Origin of the sequence: Kluyvera sp. CRP, assembly GCF_019930565.1 — a bacterium.
GTDB lineage: Bacteria > Pseudomonadota > Gammaproteobacteria > Enterobacterales > Enterobacteriaceae > Kluyvera > Kluyvera georgiana_A.
Genome location: NZ_CP082841.1, coordinates 4,917,786 through 4,931,020 on the forward strand (window position 1 = coordinate 4,917,786; position 13,235 = coordinate 4,931,020).

The following is a 13,235-nucleotide window of genomic DNA, read 5'->3' on the forward strand; positions in this document are numbered from 1 at the left end:
GGAGATTAACCCAGAATAGTGCGCAAATGCGCGGCAACGCCTTCCTGCGTTACGGTTGTCTGCTCGCCAGAGCGCAAATCCTTCACGACAACATTGGCTTGCTCAACCTCAGACTCACCCAAAACCAGGGCAATACGAGCACCCCATTTATCCGCGCGGGCAAACTGCTTCTTAAAGTTTCCGCCGCCGTGGTTCGTCATCAGCTTCACGTCCGGTAACGCATCACGCACCTGCTCGGCCAGGCGCATTGCGGCTGACTGAGTTCCGGTACCTGAGGCGACCAGGTATATATCGACAACAGGATCGGCTTTAAATTCCGGATTAACTGCCTGAACTAATAAAACAAGTCGTTCCAGGCCCATAGCGAAGCCTACGGCTGGGGTCGCACGACCGCCCAGTTGCTCAACCAGACCATCGTAACGGCCACCTGCGCAGACGGTACCCTGTGAGCCCAGGCTGTTGGTGACCCACTCAAATACGGTGCGGTTATAGTAATCCAGACCACGTACCAGACGCTGGTTCACGGTATAGGCAATACCGGCGGCATCCAGCTGCGCGCACAGGCCAGCAAAGTGCTCGCGGGACTCTTCATCCAGGTAGTCGCCAAGCTTCGGCGCATCGTTTAACAGCGCCTGCACGTCCGGATTTTTAGAATCCAGCACGCGCAGCGGGTTGCTGTACATACGGCGCTTGCAGTCTTCATCCAGCACTTCCACGTGTTGTTCGAGGAAGGCGACCAATGCATCGCGGTAATTGGCGCGCGCGTCCAATGAACCGATAGAGTTCAGTTCCAGATTAACGTGTTCAGCAATACCCAGCGCACGCCACCAGCGCGCGGTCAGCATGATCAGCTCCGCATCAATATCCGGCCCCTGCAGACCAAACACTTCCGCTCCCAGCTGATGGAACTGGCGGTAACGGCCTTTCTGCGGACGCTCGTGGCGGAACATCGGCCCGATGTACCACAGACGCTGCTCCTGATTGTACAGAAGACCATGTTCGATGCCGGCGCGTACGCAGCCCGCAGTCCCTTCTGGACGCAGCGTCAGGCTATCGCCATTGCGGTCTTCAAAGGTGTACATCTCTTTTTCAACCACGTCGGTCACTTCACCGATTGCGCGCTTGAATAACGGGGTCTGCTCTACAATCGGCAAACGGATTTCGCTGTAACCGTAGCTGCCGAGCACCTGCTTAAGTGTGCCTTCAATGCGCTGCCAGATGGCGGTTTCGCCAGGCAGATAATCGTTCATGCCGCGAATGGCTTGAATGTTTTTTGCCACGTTAATTCTCTTTATATATAAAAATGAACCCTCGGCGCAGAACACGCCCGCGGGGTTCAATCATACACGGGAAGCAAGCGGCTTCCCATCTCGTTATTTTTCAACCTGCTGAACGTCGATACGGCGGGCTTCATCCAGCACCGACGCTTTCGCGCGAATTCTGGCTTCAAGCTGGCTAATCATATCATCGTTGTCCAGGCGGTCTTTACGCACGCCGTCTTCATACAGGCCGCTTTTCTTATTGCCGCCGGTGACGCCCAGCGTCGACACCAGCGCTTCGCCAGGGCCATTCACCACGCAGCCGATGATGGAGACGTCCATCGGGGTGATGATATCTTCCAGGCGCTGCTCCAGCGCGTTCACCGTACCGATCACGTCAAATTCCTGACGGGAACAGGTTGGGCAAGCGATGAAGTTGATCCCACGCGCGCGGATGCGCAGCGACTTCAGAATATCGAAACCGACTTTGATCTCTTCAACCGGATCGGCTGCCAGCGAAACGCGAAGCGTGTCGCCGATGCCTTCGGACAACAGCAGCCCGAGGCCGATTGCGGACTTGACCGCACCGCTGCGCGCGCCGCCCGCTTCGGTGATCCCGAGGTGCAGCGGCTGATCGATCTGTTTAGCTAACAGGCGATAAGACTCCACTGCCAGGAACACATCGGAAGCCTTCACGCTGACTTTGAACTGATCGAAGTTCAGACGATCGAGATGATCGACATGGCGCATCGCCGATTCCAGCAGCGCCTGCGGGGTTGGCTCGCCGTATTTTTCCTGAAGATCTTTTTCCAGCGATCCGGCGTTAACGCCGATACGGATCGGGATGTTTTTATCGCGCGCACAGTCAACAACCATGCGGATACGCTCTTCGTTGCCGATGTTGCCCGGGTTAATACGCAGGCAGTCGACGCCGTACTCCGCGACTTTCAGCGCAATACGGTAGTCAAAGTGGATATCGGCGACCAGCGGAACGTTCACCTGCTGTTTGATAAGCTTGAACGCTTCTGCGGCGTCCATCGTCGGCACGGAGACGCGGACAATGTCCGCACCCACGCGTTCTAACGCTCTGATTTGATTAACCGTCGCTTCGACATCCGTCGTGCACGTATTGGTCATTGACTGGACGGCGATAGGTGCCCCATCGCCGATCGGCACGTTCCCAACGTAAATGCGTGTGGATTTTCTACGTTGAATAGGAGCCTGGTTGTGCATGAAAAATCTCCCGCATTACGCGTCTGTTATTGTGCCGGTGATTGTTCAGCACTCACGGTCAGGCGCGCAACCTGGTTAGTTCTGATAAAACGACTCAGATCGACCGGTTTACCCTGGAATTCGATCTGCACTGCGGCCGGTGCGCCAATTTTCAGTTTATAAGGCGTCTGACCGGTCAGATTCAGATTGCCACCTTTACGTTGCAGGCCGCTGAACAGTTTTTTACCGGTGGCGTCGGTCACTTCTAGCCAGCAGTCGGCGGAGAAGTTCATGACCAGCGCGTTAGCGTCAGCCACCGGCGCGGCGGTTTGTGCTGGGTCGGTCGGCAGCGCGCCAGGGGTCGCGGTCTGCGGTGCAGGGGTGGTCTGCGCGGTGGTGGTATCAACGTTAGCCTGAGACGGCGCCACCACGGCATTATTCTGGGCGGTTGCGGCTGGCGCAGCGGTGTCTGCCGGCGCCTGCGCGGAAGTATCCGCCGGTGTAGCGGCGCTGGAATTCGGCGCGGCCGCGGTATCGGTAGTTGCCGGAGACGAGGTCGCATCTGCGCTCGTATTCAGCGGAATATTTTGTGAATCGCTGCCGTTGGCCTTCAGCTCAACGGAGGATTGGTCAGCCATGGTCGAGATTTCTTCCTGCTGCGCTTTGTGGTTCTGCCACCACCAGGCGACAGTTAACCCCACCACCACGAACAGCACCAGCCAGGTAAAGCTCATCAGCCAGCCATCGCGTTTTTTACGACGTTTGCCCAGAGAGAAGCTCTGCATCGGCGCGACTTTCGCTGCGCGAACCGGCGCCTGCTTTTCCATCATCGGCAGCAGCTCTTCCTCAGGAATATGCACGAGGCGAGCGTAAGAGCGGATATAACCTCGCAAGAATGTTGAAGCGAGTTCAGCAGGCGCCTTATCTTCTTCAATATCACGAACGGTGGAAACCTTCAGGCACAAGCGTTCTGCGACGGCTTGCTGGCTGAGTCCGAGTTGTTCACGGGCATTACGCAAACGGACACCCGTAGTTTGTGCTTCTTGTTGGTCGTGGTTGGTTTCAGTATTCATTCGCTACAACTGCTGATTCGTGAAATTTAAGGTTCTGATGCGAAGCCGTTCTCGCACCGCGAAACATCCGGTCGTGTTATCGAACAGACAGACAAGCTGCCCGGTATACCCTACTCCAAAACAGCGTCAAAAGCCCTATTCACGCTGTCGATGTAACGCTACATACTGCCTCAATACTTGATGAAACGCACCGTAATTATTAACCAGATCAGTACGTTTCGCCTAATCCTTAAGCACTTAACTTTGCGTGCGCCATTTCTGACGCACGCGGCGCGGGATTACACCGTTTTCACGGCAATAGATTCACCCTGCATACGCTTGCGCATGGTACGTTTGGTACGGTCAATAACATCACCGGCCAACTGGCCGCAGGCGGCATCGATATCGTCACCGCGGGTCTTACGTACGATGGTGGTAAAGCCATAACCCATCAGTACCTTACAGAAGCGATCGATGCGGCTGTTGGAGCTACGACCATACGGCGCGCCCGGGAACGGGTTCCACGGAATCAGGTTGATTTTGCACGGCGTGTCTTTCAGCAGTTCAGCCAGCTCATGCGCGTGCTCGGTACCGTCGTTGATATGGTCCAGCATGACGTATTCGATGGTCACGCGGCCCTGGTTGGCGTTGGACTTCGAAATGTAGCCGCGAACGGACTCCAGGAAGGTGGCAATATTGTACTTTTTGTTGATAGGTACAATTTCATCACGAATGGTGTCGTTCGGCGCATGCAGAGAGATAGCCAGCGCAACGTCAATCATGTCGCCCAGTTTATCCAGCGCAGGCACTACGCCAGAAGTAGACAGCGTCACGCGACGTTTAGACAGACCAAAACCGAAATCATCGAGCATGATTTCCATGGCCGGGACCACGTTGGTCAGGTTCAGCAGCGGTTCGCCCATCCCCATCATCACCACGTTGGTGATCGGACGTACGCCGGTGGTTTTGACTGCGCCGACGATTTTCGCCGCGCGCCACACCTGGCCGATAATTTCCGATACCCGCAGGTTACGGTTGAAACCCTGCTGAGCCGTAGAGCAGAATTTACACTCTAACGCGCAGCCGACCTGTGAGGAGACGCACAGGGTCGCACGATCGTCTTCCGGGATATAAACGGTTTCAACGCGCTGATCGCCGACGGCAATCGCCCATTTGATGGTGCCGTCCGAAGAACGCTGCTCTTCAACCACTTCCGGCGCGCGAATTTCAGCGACTTCTTTAAGCTTACCGCGCAGGACTTTGTTGATGTCGGTCATTTCATCAAAGTCGTCGCAGCAGTAGTGGTACATCCACTTCATCACCTGGTCGGCGCGGAAGGGTTTTTCGCCTAAGTCTTTAAAAAACTCGCGCATCTGCTGACGGTTGAGATCCAGCAGGTTAATTTTTCCATCTTTGTTGGGAACCGCCGGGATGGCGCTCTCAGGCGTGACAATTTGTTCAGACATTTTCTATTCCGGCCTCGTTGTTACACGTTATGGCCCCTGGAGGGTTGATAAAAAGAAGCGCCCCTGGACAGCGGTCTGCTCGTCCGGGGGCGCTGCATTGTACAAATTCTGGCGCATGGATGCCACGTCTGCACGCGGCATTCACGAAATAAAGTGTAAACGACCCCTTAACGGGTACGTGGGCACACTTCGCCTTCGCCGAAGAAGAAGGCGATTTCACGCGCGGCGGATTCAACGGAGTCGGAACCGTGGGTACCGTTCTCAGTGAAGCTGTCCGCGTAGTCAGCGCGCAGCGTACCCGCCAGCGCGTTGGCCGGGTTAGTTGCGCCCAGCAGGTCGCGGTGACGCTGAACGGCGTTTTCGCCTTCCAGCACGGAAACCACGATCGGGCCGGAAGTCATAAATTCAACCAGGCCATCGAAGAACGGACGACCGTCGTGCTCAGCGTAGAAGCCTCGAGCCTGTTCAACGGTCAGGTGCAGCATTTTGGTGCCAACAATCTTAAACCCTGCTGCTTCAAAGCGAGAGAAGATGCTGCCAATAACGTTTTTTGCCACCGCGTTTGGTTTGATGATGGAAAAAGTACGTTCAATAGCCATGATTACCTCTAATAAAATTTATTCTGTTGTCGTGCATACGCATTGTATGATCTGGCGCGGATTATAATGAGCCTCTGCGCCGTTGCCTATGGATGAAGGTAACATTTTTTTAAAATAAAATACTTTTAAGCAACAGATCTGCTACCGAGCCCATCATCGGCATGGTGCGCCCGTTGTGCCCGATGGCGCTACGCTTATCGTGCCTACCCGATTACGCCGCCCGACAATATCCATCACTGTAGCGTAAAGTTAGCCACCGACATTTGCCCCGCATCATCCATCACCACCAGCTGATAGGCTCCGGTTTTCTCCAGCGTTAACACCAGACGGTCGTCCGCATCCGCCTGCGGGTCGCCGTTAAGGAACCACCAGCGCCGACCTTCTCCGCCATGGGCCTGTAGTACCACCTGCGCGCTACGCGCGCCCGGCAGGCGGCGAATGACCGCGTCATCCCGCACGCCGGTGAGCATCAGCGGTGCGACATTTTGCAACTGTCTCGGCGGGCAGGTTGCTGAAACTGGCGGCAGTCGCGCCGCGCGGCGCTCCCCGGCGGGGAGCCACGGTTCCAGCGGGAGCGGCCAAACGTTAAGGGTGACCTCGCGAGCATCCGGGCAGTCCGCCGCCACCCGCTTGCCTGCGGCGTCCAGCCACAGCGGGAAACGGATACCCTGCATCCCCTCCTGTTCCGGCAACAGCAGCGTGGGCGGCAGGCTATTATCCAGCACCCAGGTCGATAACCGACGACGACAGTTACCGTCGCCCGCTGGCAGCGGCTGACCACCCGGCCAACAGATTTCCGCCGCGCTCACTGAGGCCGGCCTCGGATCGCGTCCTTCCTGCTGACGCACGCCGCGCGAAGCCAGGAGATTGTTCACCTGATTGAGCAGCGGGATGGCGCTGGCAAAACCAAATTGTCCGGCGACCGGTGTGCCATCGGGTCTGCCGGTCCAGATCCCGATGCTGTAACGCGCGTTGACGCCAATCGCCCAGGCATCGCGATAGCCGTAGCTGGTGCCGGTTTTCCACGCCAGCGACGGCACCTGCGGTAGCGAAGCATCCGGCACAGGCTGCGCTTCCCCCGCCAGAATACGTCGAGTAATCCACGCCGCGCCTGGCGACAGCAGCGGGCGTTCAACCAGCGGATCGCTTGCCAGCATCCGCAATTTACCCACTTTCCCGTGACGGGCGAAGGCGCTATAGGCGGCGGTAATATCGGCCAGACGGGCGCCCGCACCGCCGAGAATCAAGGACAAATTCGGCTCCGCCCCTGCCGGTAAGATCAGCGGCAGCCCCGCATTACGCAGACGCGCGGCAAACTGCTTCGGCCCATAGGCGTCCAGCACCTGTACTGCGGGCAGGTTAAGGGATCGCACCAGCGCGTCGCTCATACTCACCGGGCCGTGGAAACCGCTATCGAAGTTACCAGGGCGATAATCGCCGATCCGCCGCGGCACATCCTGTAGCAGGGACGCCGGATGAATCAACGCGCTGTCCAATGCCATGGCATATAAGAATGGCTTCAACACCGAGCCGGGCGAGCGAATTGCGGTGACCATATCCACGTGGCCAAAACGGCTGTCATCGGCAATATCCGCTGAACCGACCCAGCCACGCACCTTCATGTCGCGATTATCCACCACGATCATCGCCAGCGAGCTGCGCGGCGGCAGCCGCGATTTCCAGTTCAGCGCTAAATCTTCCAGCTGCCGCTGTAGCCCGGCATCCAGCGTAGTGACAATTTTCTCCTCCCGGCTGCGGGCCAGCATCGCGCGGGCAAACAGCGGCGCCAGCTGTGGCATCTGACGCGGGAACAGCCAGACCGGCTCTTCTTTCGCCTCGTTAACCACATTGGCAGGCCAGACGCCCTGCGTCAGCAGACGATCAAGCACTTTATTGCGTGCCGCCTGCGCCCGCTCGGGCCAGCGATCCGGACGCAGCCGACTCGGCGCCTGCGGTAAAACTGCCAGCAGCGCGGCATCAGCGTAGCTCAGTTCGGCGGGCGGTTTGCCGAGATAGGCCCAGCTTGCCGCGCCGATCCCCTGTAACGTGCCGCCGAACGGCGCCCGGTTGAGATATAGCGTAAGAATGTCGCGCTTAGAGAGGTGCCACTCCAGCTGGAAAGCACGCCAGAGCTGGCGAAACTTACCGCCGAAAGTGCGCGGATGCGGGTCCAGCAGCCGCGCCACCTGCATGGTGAGCGTGCTGCCGCCAGAGACCACGCGCCCGGCAGTGAGATCCTGCCAGGCGGCGCGGGCAATTGAAAACGGATTGACGCCGGGATGATCCCAGAACCAACGGTCTTCATACTGAATGAGAGCGTCGAGGTAACGCGGCGAGACCTCTTCAATCGTGACCGGGTAGCGCCAGATCCCCTCGGCGTCGGCAAAGCGCCACAGCGGGCTGCCATCTTCGGCGACCACGACCCGCGCGGGGGACACTTCATGCAGCGGCAGCGGCCACTGTTTATCCGCCAGCACAACCGCGCCGCAAAACAGTACCACCGCCCCGGCCAGCCAGCGCCAGACGGAGCGTTTCAAGCAGACGATCCGCATCTTACGGTACGACGATCAGCATATCGTCCGCCGCGCCAACTGCACGCCAGGCTGGCACATACATCGATTCCACCTGCGTTGGCGGCACCTGATAGGTCCCCGGCATCACCGCCCGCGCCAGATAGACCACCGTCACCGGCTGATTGGCATTCACTGCCACCGCGGCCACAAAGCGATCATCACGGAATTCCATATGTTGAATATCCGCCTGCTGCATCTGGTTTAGCCACTCCTGCACTTCGCTGCCGTTATCCTGCAGGTTCGCGCTACTGTTGGCCAGATTCTGGTTTTCCAGTTCCAGCCCGGCAGGCAGCATATCCACCACCAGCGCGTCCGGCACATTTTGGCTGGCATTGATATCCAGTTTCACCAGCACCAGTTCACCGCTGCGCAGCGAAGAGAGCGATTTACGCTGCCCATCAGTGCCATAGAACTGGCGTTCAATATGCAGCACGTTGCTGCTGGCCGCCGGAGCGTGTTCCGTGTAGCCGGTGCTATCGAGGCGCAGCCACAGCGGCTGCTGGCCGCTGTTGGTCACTTTCAGCGCCGAAAGCTGTTCAGCATCGAGGTTGCGCGTCAACGCCTTATCGCCCTGCAACGGCTGGCTGTCCAGCGTCGTTTGCGCCTGCCAGTTACCCGGCAGGTCCAGCACGCTTCTCGCCGCGAGAAACAGCGCATTATTCTCCTGTGTTGACAGCCAACGTTCGCTAAATGCCTGTTCGGAGAGGGTTTGCAGCAGCGCATTCTGCGCGTCCGGCAGCAGTTTGTTCTCTTCCAACAGGGCCAGCATCAGCGCGTTATCTCGCAGGTCGCTACCGTAGTCTGCCAACCAACGGGTCTGGTCCGAGCGTTTGGTGGTCAGCGCCAGCTGTAATGCCTGTTCACTGCGCGGCGCGTCGCCCATCGCCTTCAGCGCGATACCTAACTGCATCAGCGGCAGACCGGAGCGCGCCTGCTTGCGGCGTTCCCATAGCTCGCGTAACGCGCCCAGCGGCGCTTTTTGCTGTCGGGCCAGCACCAGCCCGGCATAGGACTGAATGGCGAAGCGGCTGGCGGCATTATCGTCGGTGTAGCGAACGCTCATCAGCCCCGGCTCCTGAAGATAGCGCAGCAGCCGGTTGTTGCCGTTGTTAATCGCCTGCGCCGGAACGCTATAGCCTTGCTCCGCCGCGCGCACCAGGAAGTCCATAGCATAGGCGGTCAGCCAGTACTCCTCCGGCCCTTCTTTATCCCACAGCCCAAAGCCGCCGCTCTCTTTTTGCATTTGCAGCAGCCGCGAGATACCGATGTCCACCGCCGCACGGCGTTTGTCATCACTGTCACCCGCAATGCCCAACGTTTTTAGCTGCGCGGCGTTGGTATAAAGCTGCGGGAACAGGCCGCTGGCGGTTTGTTCCAGACAGCCGTACGGATAGGCTTTCAGCTCTCGAATATAGCGCGCCAGGTTCAGCGGGGGTTTCCCACTGAGCAGGAGCTGGCCCTGCTGTGTCACCGGCGAGAAGAGCGCGTTCTGGTTAGCCGGCACGCTCCAGCTTTCACCGGGTTGCAGCACCGCGCCGTTGTTCACCGTTTGCGCCGGGAAGGCCGGACGCACGCCAATTTTCCACTGCTTGTGCAGGTCGGCCAGCGTTTCGCCCGGCAGATTCATCCCCGATACGGTGACGTTCACCTCACCATCGCCGAAGCCATCACTGGCGCTGACGGGCACAAATAGCGTGGTGCGCACGCCCGGCTCCAGCGTCACCGACGACGGTTGACCGCTTTTCAGCGTCAACAGGCCCGTAGCCGCAATCTTCACGTTCAGCGTTTGAGGTTTATCGGTAAGGTTAGTGACGTCCAGCGTCAGTCGCGCGCTATCGCCACCGGCCATAAAGCGCGGGGTGTTCAGCTCGGCTACCACCGGCGCGGCCACCACCACTTTTTGTTCTGCGCTGCCGAAATCTTCGCTCGTCCACGCCTGCGCCATCACCCGCAGCTCGCCGTTAAAATCGCCGATTGGCAGCGTAACGGTACCTTCACCGTTGTCATCAAGGGTTACCGGCTGCGCCTGCTGGGCGATAATCGTGACGTGATTCACCGGCGGTTTGCCGCCGCGGTTCAATTCATCGCCGTCGCCACCGAAGCGCAGGCTGGCAAGCCGCCCCTGACCTTCAATGACCTGGTCGTAGATATCATAGATGTCCGCGCCGTAACGTTTCTGGCCGAAGAACGCCTGCCACGGATCCGGCGTGGCGTAATCGGTGATATTCAGCACCCCGCTGTCAACCGCTGACAGCAGCACATTGACCTGTTTCGGCGCCGCGCCTTCCTTGCGATTCACTTTCACTTTGACGCTCAGCGGCTGGTTTGGCCGCATTTTTTGCGGGCTTTCCAGCGCCACGTTTAGCCGACGCTGTTCATCACCCAGCGGCAGATGCAACACGCCAACCGCACGTTTCGGCGTCGCGGAACGTGATTTATCCCCCGGACGAACCACCAGCGTGCTCAGATAGAGGTCGTGACGATTCCAGCTTTTATCGACCGGAATAGACAGATCCAACCCCTGAGCCGGGACGTCAATTTCTTGCCACCACAGCGGGCCATCGCTGGATTCTACCATCGCATAGCCCTTACCGGCCGCCGGAGCAGCTACGTGCAGCTTGATGGTATCCCCCGGCTGATAGCTCGGTTTATCAAGTTTTAAGGTCACGCGATCCGGTCGCGCCGCGCCGCTACCGTCGCTGTTATCCTGCCAGCTATAGCCTGCCCAGAAGCGCACGCTGCTGACCGCGTCATTTGGCGCTTTCACTTCCAGACGGTAAGCGCCCCACTCCACCGGGAAGCTGACTTTGCCGGTCTCATCGGCTTTGAGATCCAGCGTCTCTTCGCCTTCCACCAGATCTTTTTGATCGAAGCGAGACTGCCAGCCGTCGCTTTCCGACCAGTTCCAGTAGTAGTCGCGGCGTTCGCGGATCAGCCGAACCTGCAGGCCGGAAACGGCTTTTTTGTCACCGGCAGCGTTGCTGTAAACAATGTCAAACGCGGCCTGGCTATTTTCTTCGACGATCGGCTGATTCACCGTGGTGTCGGTGCGGTAGTCATAGACCGCCTTGCTGGCGAACTGCGGGCGGATCCCCGGCAGTTCGGCGGCGGGCCAGATAGCCTGGCTCACCCGACGGGTTACCGGGCGACCGCCAGACTCCAGCAGGCTGGCCTGGAGAATCACCTGCAGCGGCGAGTGCGTTTCCTGCCATTGGCTGGCGGTGGTCACTTCTCCCCGCCCTTTGTCATCCAGCGTCAGATTCATTTCATCCAGGCTACGGGAAGTATTGTCTTGCGCAATATCGCCAAACTGGAAGCCCGGCAGCGCCGCGACCGCATCGCGCAGCGGGCGCAGGAACAATTTCCCCTGCAGACTGTTCCCGCTGGCGGGGGCGCCGTACAGATAGTAGCCGGAAACGGCGAATTTGACGTCGTCAGCGGGGGCCAGCGGCGTCGTCTGCGGTGTCAGGCTCAGCGCCATGCGCTCGGGCATAAAGTCTTCGACGTGGAAATCCCACTCGCGCAGCTGGTTGTCGCCGGTGTTGGCGCGGATATGCCACATGCCGGTCGCCGCGCCGCTATCCAGCGGGTAGGTCAATTGATACAGACCGTTCTGCGGCTGGCTCACCACGCTGCGAACCACCTGGCCGTCCGGTTTCACCACTTCCAGCTTCACCGGCTGGTCGGGCAGCGGCTTGCCGTCGCTGTCTCGCAGCAGGCCGTTAAGGATCACCGTTTCGCCGGGACGGTAGAGATCGCGCGGGCCAAACATAAAGAACTGCTTGCGATAACCAGGATCGCCGGCAACATCGAACTCAGCCAGATCCAGCGCGGGCAGTTTCAGATCCAGCAACGTCGTCTGCCCGTCTTTACGCGCCAGCAGCAATGCCGCGTCTTTGTCGGTTTGCAGCGTGGCGTGACCTTTGGCGTCGCTGGTCGCCTGCGCCAGCGTCTGACCTTTGTCGTTTAACAGCGTCAATTCAACTGCTGATTGAGCAGCGCCGTTTTCCAGGCTTTGGGTAAACACATCAAGTTGGCCGTGATAACGGTGCAGCGATACGCCGACGTCGCTCAGGGTAAACAACGTCGCGGCGTTACTGTAGCTGTATTGTCCCGCCGGGTTCATCACCGCGATGTAGACGCCAGACTGCTGTAGCGGCGCGATATCTTTCAGCGGCAGCAGCAGTTTTTCCCGGGTGTTGCGCGCCGGATTAAGGTCAAATCGCCCGGTGTAGACCAGATCGGCCATCTTCAACAGCTCATCCGACTCCCAGTTGCTCAGCGAACTGCGGTATTCCCACTGGCTGACGAACGCGGCCAGCGATTCCGGCTTCACGCGGAAGAAGTTCACGTCAACGTGCGGCACGTTGAGCACCATCACCGGTAGCCCTTCCACCACCTTGCCCGGCAGCAGCGATCCGCGGCTGGCAAAGCCGACGCTCGGCGCAATATCGCGGGTGGTCAGCGTTTTTTCGACGCTGGTGCCAAAAGTCGACTTATTCAGCGCCGCCAGCTCAGGATCGACGGTCACAATCAAGTCGCGTTTCGGTTCCAGATGGCGCAGCCGCAGCTCTTTGAGATTCGGCGCCAGCTCCCATGCGCCGTCAACCTTACCGTTCTTTTTGTCTACCAGGTGGACCGTTTTGCTGAAATCCTGATCGGGGTTAAGCGGTATGGAGAAAGTGAGCACCAGCGTTGCCGCGCCGTCGAGCTGCACTTCGGAGGCATCGAGCAGGGTAAGCGTTTTGCCCTGGCTCTGCCGGGCGAGTTTTTCAAGCTGGGCGGCCTCGGGTTTTACCGGTGCGGCAGCGGCTGGCGTCGAAGGGGCTGCGGGTTTGTCGTCGTTTTTATTGTCGCAACCGGCCAACGTGAACGTCATTGCCAGCGCGAGTGCCAGCGTAGCCAAACGAAAGGGTTTCATCCTGTAACCTCTGACTGGTGAAGTCTGTTTGAGTCATCAACACAGTATTATGCCCCAGGGAGGCGTTTGCCAGTAGCTAAGGATCACATTGCTGGCCATCTCTCTGGGATGTTACTGCGATCACAACTCATAACGTAACATGTAACGTTATGC

The 13,235-nt window shown here is 58.8% G+C and carries 7 protein-coding genes; all 7 read right to left on the reverse strand.

Annotated features, from left to right (window positions below; genetic code table 11):
- Positions 1–5 precede the first annotated feature (5 nt).
- The 7 genes from hisS to K7B04_RS23315 all read right to left on the reverse strand — a co-directional run bounded on the left by hisS (position 6) and on the right by K7B04_RS23315 (position 13,082).
- A complete protein-coding gene (gene hisS, locus K7B04_RS23285) occupies positions 6–1,280 on the reverse strand; it encodes a histidine--tRNA ligase (protein WP_163448272.1) in 1,275 nt (424 codons plus the stop codon).
- A 93-nt stretch (positions 1,281–1,373) separates the two neighbouring features.
- Positions 1,374–2,492: a flavodoxin-dependent (E)-4-hydroxy-3-methylbut-2-enyl-diphosphate synthase gene (gene ispG / locus K7B04_RS23290; protein ID WP_223803124.1), complete on the reverse strand. Its 1,119-nt coding sequence runs from the start codon at positions 2,490–2,492 to the stop codon at positions 1,374–1,376.
- Between the two features lie 26 nt (positions 2,493–2,518).
- Entirely contained in the window at positions 2,519–3,544 is a 1,026-nt protein-coding gene (gene rodZ, locus K7B04_RS23295) for a cytoskeleton protein RodZ (RefSeq protein ID WP_223803125.1), read from the reverse strand.
- 278 nt (positions 3,545–3,822) lie between these two features.
- Positions 3,823–4,989, reverse strand: a complete 1,167-nt coding sequence (locus K7B04_RS23300; protein WP_163448274.1) for a bifunctional tRNA (adenosine(37)-C2)-methyltransferase TrmG/ribosomal RNA large subunit methyltransferase RlmN — start codon at positions 4,987–4,989, stop codon at positions 3,823–3,825.
- Positions 4,990–5,156: 167 nt separating this feature from the next.
- The gene (gene ndk, locus K7B04_RS23305; RefSeq protein ID WP_064543541.1) at positions 5,157–5,588 is read right to left on the reverse strand and encodes a nucleoside-diphosphate kinase; all 432 of its coding nucleotides are present in this window, start codon (positions 5,586–5,588) and stop codon (positions 5,157–5,159) included.
- Between the two features lie 233 nt (positions 5,589–5,821).
- Positions 5,822–8,140 (reverse strand): peptidoglycan glycosyltransferase PbpC, encoded by a 2,319-nt coding sequence (pbpC, locus tag K7B04_RS23310; RefSeq protein WP_223803126.1) that lies wholly within the window; start codon positions 8,138–8,140, stop codon positions 5,822–5,824.
- A 1-nt stretch (position 8,141) separates the two neighbouring features.
- Positions 8,142–13,082, reverse strand: a complete 4,941-nt coding sequence (locus K7B04_RS23315; protein WP_223803127.1) for an alpha-2-macroglobulin — start codon at positions 13,080–13,082, stop codon at positions 8,142–8,144.
- Between the last annotated feature and the right edge of the window lie 153 nt (positions 13,083–13,235).

Coding starts and splice junctions, on each gene's coding strand:
- rodZ (WP_223803125.1), bottom strand. CDS start 3,544: ATGAATACTGAAACCAACCACGACCAACAAGAAGCACAAACTACGGGT.
- ndk (WP_064543541.1), bottom strand. CDS start 5,588: ATGGCTATTGAACGTACTTTTTCCATCATCAAACCAAACGCGGTGGCA.
- K7B04_RS23300 (WP_163448274.1), bottom strand. CDS start 4,989: ATGTCTGAACAAATTGTCACGCCTGAGAGCGCCATCCCGGCGGTTCCC.
- pbpC (WP_223803126.1), bottom strand. CDS start 8,140: ATGCGGATCGTCTGCTTGAAACGCTCCGTCTGGCGCTGGCTGGCCGGG.
- ispG (WP_223803124.1), bottom strand. CDS start 2,492: ATGCACAACCAGGCTCCTATTCAACGTAGAAAATCCACACGCATTTAC.
- K7B04_RS23315 (WP_223803127.1), bottom strand. CDS start 13,082: ATGAAACCCTTTCGTTTGGCTACGCTGGCACTCGCGCTGGCAATGACG.